We start from the raw sequence: 9,731 nt of genomic DNA, 5'->3' as shown, positions 1-9,731 counted from the left end.
ATGTCACACAAACTTCATGTTCGAGGAGTAGTCGGGCAAAAAAAAATGACGGCAACCCGAAGGTTGCCGCCACTTTTGTTACGACAGCCTGAGCTTACAAAGGACGACCGATGGTGTTGCACACGGTGGTGTTGTTGATGTTCAGGTTGTTGCCCGAGGTGTTGGTGATGAAGTTGGCGGTTACAGCGGTTTTCCAGGCGGTAGGTACAGCAACGAATTTGTGCGCCTGAGTCGCGGTGTTGTTGCCCGGGTTGCTGTAGTGGGTGGTCAGGAAGGCTTTGACGTCAGCGGCCACGGCTGCATCCTTGTAGCACTGGCCGAAGATGAAGTTGGTGTAGGCAGCCAGTTTGTAACCGGAAGTCGGGTTAGCCACCACTGGTGACCATTTCGACGGATCGGCTGCGTCGGTTGCAGACGACGGAGGAGCAACCGAAGACAGCGCCAGTGTCACGTTTGGCGAGGTTGGCTGAACACCGTTTACGCGAGCAACCACCGCGTTGCTGGTGGCGTCAACACCGTCCGGACCGACATAACCGATAGAACCGTCAACAGCGTTCACGGTAGTGGCGACTTCGGAAGTGTTGGCGACGCCGACCCAGTTCGACGGCAGTGCCGAACCGGCTGGCAGACGAGCGTTGGTGAAGGTGGAGTTGGTAGCAAACTGGGTCGGGCAGACCGAGTTCAAGTGACGGCTGAGGATTTCCGAAGTGCCGCTGGAAACGTTGCGATAAACAACGCGGATCGGGGTGGTGTCGGCAGTGCCAAGCAACTGACCCCAAGTGGTTTTAGCGCCGGAGAAGGCATCGCACAGCTGAGCGCTGGTCAGGTTCAGTGCAGTCTGACCGGCTTTCTTGTACGGAATGGCAACCGAAGTGGCCACCGAAGGCAGTTGAATCAGCGGGCCGTACGAAGCGCCGTAAGTGGTGGTGTAGGTGTTGAGTTCCGCAGCGCTGAGGATCGAGTCGCTACCCGCGAAGTGCACTGTGCCGGTGGTGCTGAAGCCGGCTGGATTGTTGGTCAGGAAGGCAGTCTTGCCACCGCCGCTACCGATGGCAGCGTAGGAGAAGTTGGCTGGCAGGATGCTGTCGGCAGAACCTTTGTACAGAGCGGCAGGCAGAGTTGCACCACCACCGGTAACGGCCATGGCTTGAGCGGAAGCCAGAGCGGCAACGGTCAGGGAAGCTGCGATCAGAGTGCGCTTGAACATGAAGAATCTCCTTTTCAACTGGTTTTGGGAACACAGGGTTTCGGATGGCTTGCATGACACTGGGAGGACTCAACTGGCCCTCGCTAGCGTTGGCCTTGGTTAAGTCGCACTGAGAAATTCGCAGTTTCCGGTGACAGATAAAGGAAAAAACCTCGGGAGGTGCGGGGTGTTTCTGAAGGGATTTTCTCGGGTGTTTGTCGGCTGCTGCGCAGCGTCTGGATCGAGGGTTTGGCTGAATCGGGCTAGAGGCGTTGGCGGGTGGTTGCAGATGACAGAAAGGAGAACCCGAGGATGGCTTGATCAGGGGTCGGGTGATGCTGAAGCCCCTGAAAAAAGATTGGATTATTTGTTGCTCTGACTGGCCTCATCGCTGGCAAGCCAGCTCCCACAGGGTTTTGGTTGTGTCCAGATTTTGTGATCAACCCAATACCTGTGGGAGCTGGCTTGCCAGCGATGAGGCCCAATCAGACACCATCAAAATCTGCTACTGCACCAACTGATTGATCTCAATGATCGGTAACAACACCGCCATCACAATCACCAGCACCACCCCACCCATCACCACAATCATCAGCGGCTCAAGCAATGCCGTCATGCCCATCGCCCGCCGTTCGATATCGCGGGACAGGGTTTGCGCTGCGCGCTCCAGCATCGGCGGTAACGACCCGGTTTTTTCGCCACTGGCGATCAGGTGAATCAGCACCGGCGGGAAGACGTTTTCCACGCGCAACGCTGCCGCCAGGTTCACACCCTCACGCACCTTGGCCGTGGCCTCAGTGACGCTCAGGCTCAAGCGGTCGTTGGACAAGGTCTGCCGCGCCGCCTCCAGTGCGCGCAATAACGGCACCCCGGCGCCGCCGAGAATCGCCAGCGTCGAGGCGAAACGGGCAGTGTTCAGGCCGAGGATAAAACGCCCGAACAATGGCAGCTTCAGCACCCGGTGATGCCAACTCAACCGCGCCGCCGGATTGCGCAGATACAGGCGCCAGCTCCAGAACGCCCCGGTCATTAACGCGGCGCATAACCAACCCCAGCTGCGGATGAAATCACTGGCATTGAGCATCGCCAGCGTCAGCCCCGGCAGATCCTGTCGTGCCTGGGAAAACGCGCTGACCACCTGCGGCACCACATAGCTGAGCAGGAAAATCACGATGCCGATCGACACCAGCCCGACCACACCCGGATAGATAAACGCGGTGAGAATCTTGCCGCGCAGATTGTTGCGCTCCTCGATGTAATCGGCGAGTCGCTCCATCACCTGCGCCAGATCGCCGGATTCTTCACCGGCCGCAATCAACGCACGGTAGATCTCGGGAAAATCCCGGGGTCGCGACGCCAGCGATTCCGCCAGACGCATGCCACTGCGCACATCGGCACGCACGGCGCTTAAGGTGTGGGCGATGTGCTTTTTTTCCGCCTGTTCGACAGTCGCGCTCAGCGCCGCTTCCAGCGGCAGACTGGCGCCGAGCAGGCTCGCCAGTTGCCGCGTGGCCCAGGCCAGATCGTTGTCCGAGAGTTTGGCGCTGAACAGACCGCCCCCGCCGTGCTGGGCGACGTTGCTTTCCTTTTGCACCATGAGTGCCGTCAGTCCTCGTCCGCGTAAGGCACTGAACGCAGCGGTTTGACTGTCGGCTTCCAGATGCCCGGATTCGATTTTTCCGGTCGCGTCGGCGGCTTCAAAACGATAGCGATTCATCAGGCGTCCCGTGTTACACGGAGGATTTCTTCAGGGGCGGTGGCGCCGCTGCGAATCCAGCGTTCACCGTCCTCACGCAGGCTGAACATCCCGGCTTTGGCCGCCGATGCGCGCAAGGCCTGCTCCCCTGCCCCTTGGTGGATCAGGGTGCGGATGTCGTCGTCGATGCAGAACAATTCATGAATGCCGGTGCGGCCGCTGTAGCCGGTCTGATTGCAAGCCGCGCACCCGACCGGGCGCCATGTCCCCGGTGTCGCCGGGTCCTCCTGCTTGCACTGATTGCACAGGCGTCGCACCAGACGCTGTGCCAAAACGCCTAGCATCGACGAGGCCAGCAGAAACGGCTCGACGCCCATGTCGATCAAGCGGTTCACCGCCGACACTGCGTCGTTGGTGTGCAAGGTCGCCAGCACCAGGTGGCCGGTCAGCGAGGCTTGCACGGCGATTTGTGCGGTTTCGAGATCGCGAATTTCACCGATCATGATGATGTCCGGGTCCTGGCGCAGGATCGCCCGTAACGCCAGCGCGAAGGTCATGTCGATCTTGGCGTTTACCTGAATCTGGCTGATGCCCGGCAAGTCGTATTCCACCGGATCCTCGACGGTGAGGATGTTGCTGGTGCTCGCATCGAGCCGTGCCAGCGCTGCGTAGAGGCTGGTGGTTTTGCCGCTGCCGGTCGGCCCGGTGACCAACACGATGCCGTGGGGCTGGCGGATCAGGTGATCGAGTTTCGCCAGCACCTGCGCGTCCATGCCTAGCGTTTCCAGGTGCAGACGGCCGGCCTGTTTGTCGAGCAGACGCATCACCACCCTTTCGCCATGCCCGGTCGGTACCGTGGAAACGCGGATATCGATCGGCCGCCCGGCCACGCGCAGGGCAATGCGGCCGTCTTGCGGCAGGCGTTTTTCGGCGATGTCGAGTTGCGCCATGATCTTGATCCGCGACACCAGCGCACCGTGCAGCGCCTTGCGCGGCGAGACCACGTCGCGCAGCGTGCCGTCGACGCGGTAGCGCACCACCGAATGGGTTTCAAAGGGTTCGATGTGGATGTCGCTCGCTTCATCGCGCGCCGCTTGCGTGAGCAATGCGTTGATCATGCGAATCACCGGCGCGCCGTCCTGAGTGTCGAGCAGGTCAGTGATTTCCGGCATGTCTTGCATCAGGCGGTCGAGGTCGACTTCGTTTTCCGCCGCGCCTACCACGGCCGCGGCACTGCCGGTGTCGGCGTAAGCGCTGGCGAGCAAGCCGTCGAGTTCGTCATCGCGCACGCGCTCGATCCGCGCCTCACCGAACTGACGCCGCGCCTCACTGATCGCCCACCCCGGCGTCGACGGGCACACCGTCAACACCCCATCGCACAACAACACCCGCTGCGCCTTGGCCCAGGCGTAAGGCAGCGCACTCATCTTTCGAAGTCCCCCGAGTTCTCTGTGGCAATGAGATTTCCTGTGGCAATGAGATTTCCTGTGGCGAGGGGATTTATCCCCGCTCGGCTGCGCAGCAGTCGTAAACCCAAAACACTCGGTGTGCCTGGAGAAATGCGGTTGCAGGTTTTGGGGCTGCTTCGCTGCCCAACGGGGATAAATCCCCTCGCCACAGGGGTATCACTCCTAGGCAGAACCGGTTTCATAATGAGGGGATCGGCACCGCTTTGATCCTGGCGCGTGGCCCCGAGGATGGCACCACCGCCGGCTGTGGCAATGAGATTTCCTGTGGCGAGGGGATTTATCCCCGCTCGGCTGCGCAGCAGTCGTAAAGCCAAAACACTCGGTATGCCTGGAGAAATGCGGTTGCAGGTTTTGGGGCTGCTTCGCTGCCCAACGGGGATAAATCCCCTCGCCACAGGTGTATCACTGCTATGCAAAACCGGTTTCATAATGAGGCCCCCGGCTGGATCAGCACCGCTTTGATCGTGGCGCGTGGCCCCGAAGATGGCACCACCGCCGGCAGTGGCAATGAGATTTCCTGTGGCGAGGGGATTTATCCCCGCTCGGCTGCGCAGCAGTCGCAAACCCAAAACACTCGGTATGCCTGGAGAAATGCGGTTGCAGGTTTTGGGGCTGCTTCGCTGCCCAACGGGGATAAATCCCCTCGCCACAGGGGTATCACTCCTATGCAAAACCGGTTTCATAATGAGGACCCCGGCTGGATCGGCACCGCTTTGATCGTGGCGCGTGGCCCCGAGGATGGCACCACCGCTGGCTGTGGCAATAAGATTTCCTGTGGCGAGGGGATTTATCCCCGCTCGGCTGCGCAGCAGTCGTAAACCCAAAACACTCGGTATGCCTGGAAAAATGGGGTTGCAGGTTTTGGGGCTGCTTCGCTGCCCAACGGGGATAAATCCCCTCGCCACAGGTGTATCACTGCTATGCAGAGCCGGTTTCATAATGAGGGGATCGGCACCGCTTTGATCCTGGCGCGTGGCCCCGAGGATGGCACCACCGCCGGCTGTGGCAATGAGATTTCCTGTGGCGAGGGGATTTATCCCCGCTCGGCTGCGCAGCAGTCGCAAACCCAAAACACTCGGTATGCCTGATGAAATGGGGTTGCAGGTTTGGGGGCTGCTTCGCTGCCCAACGGGGATAAATCCCCTCGCCACTGGTGTATCACTCCTATGCAGAACCGGTTTCATCATGAGGATCCCGGCTGGATCGGCAGCGCTTTGATCGTGGCGCGTGGCCCCGAGGATGGCAGCACCGCCGGCACACCCTGCGCAGCCGTCAGCAGTGGCAATGAGATGTCCTGTGGCGAGGGGATTTATCCCCGCTCGGCTGCGCAGCAGTCGTAAACCCAAAACACTCGATATGCCTGGAGAAATGGGGTTGCAGGTTTGGGGGCTGCTTCGCTGCCCAACGGGGATAAATCCCCTCGCCACAGGGGTATCACTCCTAGGCAGAACCGGTTTCATAATGAGGGCCCCGGCTGGATCGGCACCGCTTTGATCGTGGCGCGTGGCCCCGAGGATGGCACCACCGCCGGCTGTGGCAATGAGATTTCCTGTGGCGAGGGGATTTATCCCCGATCGGCTGCGCAGCAGTCGCAAACCCAAAACACTCGGTATGCCTGGAGAAATGGGGTCGCAGGTTTGGGGGCTGCTTCGCTGCCCAACGGGGATAAATCCCCTCGCCACAGGGGTATCACTCCGATGCAAAACCGGTTTCATAATGAGGCCCCCGGCTGGATCGGCACCGCTTTGATCGTGGCGCGTGGCCCCGAGGATGGCACCACCGCCGGCAGTGGCAATGAGATGTCCTGTGGCGAGGGGATTTATCCCCGCTCGGCTGCGCAGCAGTCGTAAACCCAAAACACTCGGTATGCCTGCAGAAATGCGGTTGCAGGTTTTGGGGCTGCTTCGCTGCCCAACGGGGATAAATCCCCTCGCCACAGGGGTATCACTCCTAGGCAGAACCGGTTTCATCATGAGGACCCCGGCTGGATCGGCACGGCTTTGATCGTGGCGCGTGGCCCCAAGGATGGCGCCGCCGTCGGCCCGCCCTGCGCAGCCGTCAGCAGTGGCAATGAGATTTCCTGTGGCGAGGGGATTTATCCCCGCTCGGCTGCGCAGCAGTCGCAAACCCAAAACACTCGGTATGCCTGGAGAAATGCGGTTGCAGGTTTTGGGGCTGCTTCGCTGCCCAACGGGGATAAATCCCCTCGCCACAGGGGTATCACTCCTAGGCAGAACCGGTTTCATAATGAGGACCCCGGCTGGATCGGCACCGCTTTGATCGTGGCGCGTGGCCCCGAGGATGGCACCACCGCCGGCTGTGGCAATGAGATTTCCTGTGGCGAGGGGATTTATCCCCGCTCGGCTGCGCAGCAGTCGTAAACCCAAAACGCTCGGTATGCCTGGAGAAATGGGGTTGCAGGTTTTGGGGCTGCTTCGCTGCCCAACGGGGATAAATCCCCTCGCCACAGGGGTATCACTCCTAGGCAGAACCGGTTTCATAATGAGGACCCCGGCTGGATCGGCACCGCTTTGATCGTGGCGCGTGGCCCCGAGGATGGCACCACCGCCGGCACACCCTGCGCAGCACTCGGCAATTGCGGCGCCTGCATGTCCGGCATCGCCCAGCTGCGTTCCGGCTGCAAACCACCTTGGGCGCGGCGCATGAAGTCATAGCGGTTCAGCGTAATGCTGCGCCCCGCTTCGCTGTCGCGAATGATGTACGGGCGCAGAAACACCATCAAATTAGTCTTGGTGATCGCCCGGCGCTCGTTGCGAAACAGCGCGCCGATCCCCGGAATGGTCGACAACCACGGCACTGCATCGTTGCTCTGGCTGTAACCGTCCTGGAGCAAGCCGCCGAGCACCATGATCTGGCCGTCATCGAGCAGAATGCTGGTATCAATCGCCCGCTTGTTGGTCACAATCCCCGCCGACGTCGAACTGGCCGACGCACGCTCGTCAATGCTGCTGACTTCCTGATAGATATCGAGCTTCACCGTGCCGCCCTCGGAGATCTGCGGGCGCACATTGAGCTTCAAACCGACCTCTTCACGGGTCACCGTCTGGAACGGGTTATTGCTGGTGCCCCCGCCGCCAGTCACATAACTGCCGCTGACAAACGGGATGGTCTGACCCACAAAAATGCTCGCCGCTTCGTTGTCCAAGGTCAGCAGATTCGGCGTCGACAGCACATTGGTGCCGCCCTTACTCTTCAGGGCCCGGGCCAGCACTTTCAGGTCGAGGATCTTGCCGATACCGGGAATGTCGACGGTGCCGTTGACGTAGCCCAGGTTCAAACCTTGCGGCAACACGTCGAGGCTGGTTTTACCATTCAGATTGATCCCCGAACCACCCAGATTCGCCCCGCCGATCACACCTTTGCCGCCCAGATTACCGGTCTGCCATTGCACGCCGAATTCGCTGGCATCGTCCTCGCCAACCTCGACGATCAGGCTTTCGATCACCACTTGTGCACGGCGTTGGTCGAGCAGATCGATGACTTCACGCAGGTTGCGATACAACGGCTCCGGTGCGGAAATCAGCAAGGTGTTGGTGGTGGCGTCGGCCTGAATGGTCACACCGCCAGCGCTGAAGGCGACGCTCTGTTCGCTACTCTGAGCGCCGCCGCTGCCGGTGCTGCCGCCACTGCCCTGCGCGTAACTACCACCAGTGCTGCCGCTGCCGGACGTGGTCGAAGTTGTGCCGCTGGTTTGCGTGCCGCTCTGGCCACTTTGTCCACTGGAGCCGCTGGTGTTGCTGCCCATCGCACTGAGCACCGAGCGCGCATTGTCGCTGCTGCCGCTATCACTCTCACCCGTGAGCAAACCACGCAACGCCTGCGCCAGTTTCGCCGCTTGCGCGTTACGCAGATAAACCACATGCAAATTGCTCGGATTGCTCTGCGCGTTATCGAGTTTGTAGATCAGATTTCGCGCCAACTCCGTGCGCTCCGGGCTGCCCGCACGAATGATGATGGTGTTGGAACGCGGATCACCAATTACCGCAATTTTCTGCGTCGGATCATTGCCCGGCGCATCCAGCAAATCCGCCACCATCGGCGCAATGTCGGCGGCAATGCCGTTCTGGATCTGCACCACATCGGTGTCGATCGCACTCGGCGAATCAATGCTCGCGATCAACTGCGCCACGCGGGTCAGGTTCTCCGCGTAATCGGTGATGACGATGGTGTTATTGCCCGGATACGCGTTGATCGGATTGTTCGGCGACACGATCGGCCGCAGCACCGGAATAAGGTTCACCGCGTTCTCATATTGCAGACGAAACGTGCGCGTGAGCATGCCGTTGCCCGCCGGCTTATCGGCACTGTAAATCGGCCCGCCGAGCAACTTCGCATCAGCCTCCGGCACCACCTGCGCCACACCGCCGACATCGACCACACTGAAACCCTGCATGCGCAACGCCGCCAGCAGCATGTCGTAAGCCTGCCGCGCCGGCACCTGACCTTCCGAGACCAGCGTCAACGTGCCCTTCACCCGAGGGTCGACCAAAAACTGCTGCCCGGTCGAACGCGACAGTGCCCGCACCACCGCTTGAATATCGGCGTCGACAAAATTCAGCGTCACCGGTTGATCGCCCAAAGGATTGCTCGGCAACGCAATGCCCGACGCCGCCGCGCCGCTGCGCGCACTCTTGCTGATGTTGTGCAGTTGCTTCGGCGCAGGTCTTGCCTGCGCCTGAGCCCGCTCGCGGTCGAGCACCGCATCGCCGCTGCGCTGGGTGTTGGCCAACGGCCGGCCCAGCTCACTGTCGACCAGCAACGGCGGCTGGTTTTGTGGTGTGGTGGTATTGCTGCACGCGCTCAACGCCATCAGCAACATCGGCAATGCCAGACGTGCCGGTTTGGATCCTGACCTCTTCATGAAGCTTCCTTAGCGCCCTGCGCCTGATCCATGCGAACGGTGCCTGACAAAGTGCCGGCAGTGATCTCGGTCGAGGTGTTGTCTGCGCGTTGCAGACGGGCCTCGACCACTTGCAGAGATAGTTGTGCCGGGTTGCTCAACAGCCAGTCGAGCACGGCGTCGGCCGGTGCGGCGTCAAAGGTCAACTGCCATGCGCCCGCCTCCCCGGCTTGCAATTGATAGTGCCCGGCCAGGCCACTGGCCTGCAGGGTCTGCTCCAGCGACTGCGCCACGCTTTGCCCGTCCGGGCGCACGCTGACTTCACGCAACAGCACCTCCAGCGCTTCGGTCTGAGCGCGCAGCTTTGGCGTTTCGGTTTGCCAATAAGCGATGTTCTTCAGCGGCGGCTGGATCAGCGCGACCCACAGCAGCAGGCCGACCAGCGCAATGGCCATGCCGCCGACCATGCGCTTTTCACGCAGCGCCAACGGCTGCCAACGGGCCAGCAACTGAGCGTTA

Annotated in this window: 6 protein-coding genes; 1 reads left to right on the top strand and 5 read right to left on the bottom strand. The window is 61.0% G+C overall.

Annotated elements, in window-relative coordinates; translation table 11 throughout:
• Window positions 1–94: 94 nt before the first annotated feature.
• The 3 genes from JFT81_RS00030 to gspE form a co-directional block, all read right to left on the bottom strand.
• A complete protein-coding gene (locus JFT81_RS00030) occupies window positions 95–1,207 on the bottom strand; it encodes a substrate-binding domain-containing protein (protein ID WP_201203142.1) in 1,113 nt (370 codons plus the stop codon).
• A gap of 484 nt (window positions 1,208–1,691) precedes the next feature.
• A complete protein-coding gene (gspF, locus tag JFT81_RS00025; protein ID WP_201225289.1) occupies window positions 1,692–2,903 on the bottom strand; it encodes a type II secretion system inner membrane protein GspF in 1,212 nt (403 codons plus the stop codon).
• Window positions 2,903–4,309 carry a type II secretion system ATPase GspE gene (gspE, locus tag JFT81_RS00020; protein ID WP_201225287.1) on the bottom strand — a complete coding sequence of 469 codons (1,407 nt, stop codon included), beginning with the start codon at window positions 4,307–4,309 and terminating at the stop codon, window positions 2,903–2,905. The genes gspF and gspE overlap by 1 nt, the downstream gene beginning before the upstream one ends.
• A gap of 452 nt (window positions 4,310–4,761) precedes the next feature.
• Between gspE and JFT81_RS00015 the strand changes: the two genes are divergently transcribed.
• Entirely contained in the window at window positions 4,762–5,169 is a 408-nt protein-coding gene (locus JFT81_RS00015) for a hypothetical protein (protein ID WP_201225285.1), read from the top strand.
• A gap of 1,679 nt (window positions 5,170–6,848) precedes the next feature.
• Here JFT81_RS00015 and gspD read toward each other — a convergent pair.
• Together gspD and gspM are read right to left on the bottom strand one after the other, a co-directional pair.
• The gene (gspD, locus tag JFT81_RS00010) at window positions 6,849–9,233 is read right to left on the bottom strand and encodes a type II secretion system secretin GspD (RefSeq protein WP_201225283.1); all 2,385 of its coding nucleotides are present in this window, start codon (window positions 9,231–9,233) and stop codon (window positions 6,849–6,851) included.
• The coding region (gene gspM, locus JFT81_RS00005) for a type II secretion system protein GspM (RefSeq protein WP_201225274.1) at window positions 9,230–9,731 on the bottom strand (502 nt) is incomplete at its 5' end. The genes gspM and gspD, both read right to left, overlap by 4 nt.

This window comes from Pseudomonas sp. TH43 (assembly GCF_016650635.1).
Taxonomy (GTDB): domain Bacteria; phylum Pseudomonadota; class Gammaproteobacteria; order Pseudomonadales; family Pseudomonadaceae; genus Aquipseudomonas.
This window is presented reverse-complemented; position numbering and strand designations above follow the sequence as displayed.

Excerpts from the sequence above, each read along its gene's own strand:
- JFT81_RS00030 (WP_201203142.1), bottom strand. The coding sequence starts at position 1,207 with ATGTTCAAGCGCACTCTGATCGCAGCTTCCCTGACCGTTGCCGCTCTG.
- gspF (WP_201225289.1), bottom strand. The coding sequence starts at position 2,903 with ATGAATCGCTATCGTTTTGAAGCCGCCGACGCGACCGGAAAAATCGAA.
- gspE (WP_201225287.1), bottom strand. The coding sequence starts at position 4,309 with ATGAGTGCGCTGCCTTACGCCTGGGCCAAGGCGCAGCGGGTGTTGTTG.
- JFT81_RS00015 (WP_201225285.1), top strand. The coding sequence starts at position 4,762 with ATGCAAAACCGGTTTCATAATGAGGCCCCCGGCTGGATCAGCACCGCT.
- gspD (WP_201225283.1), bottom strand. The coding sequence starts at position 9,233 with ATGAAGAGGTCAGGATCCAAACCGGCACGTCTGGCATTGCCGATGTTG.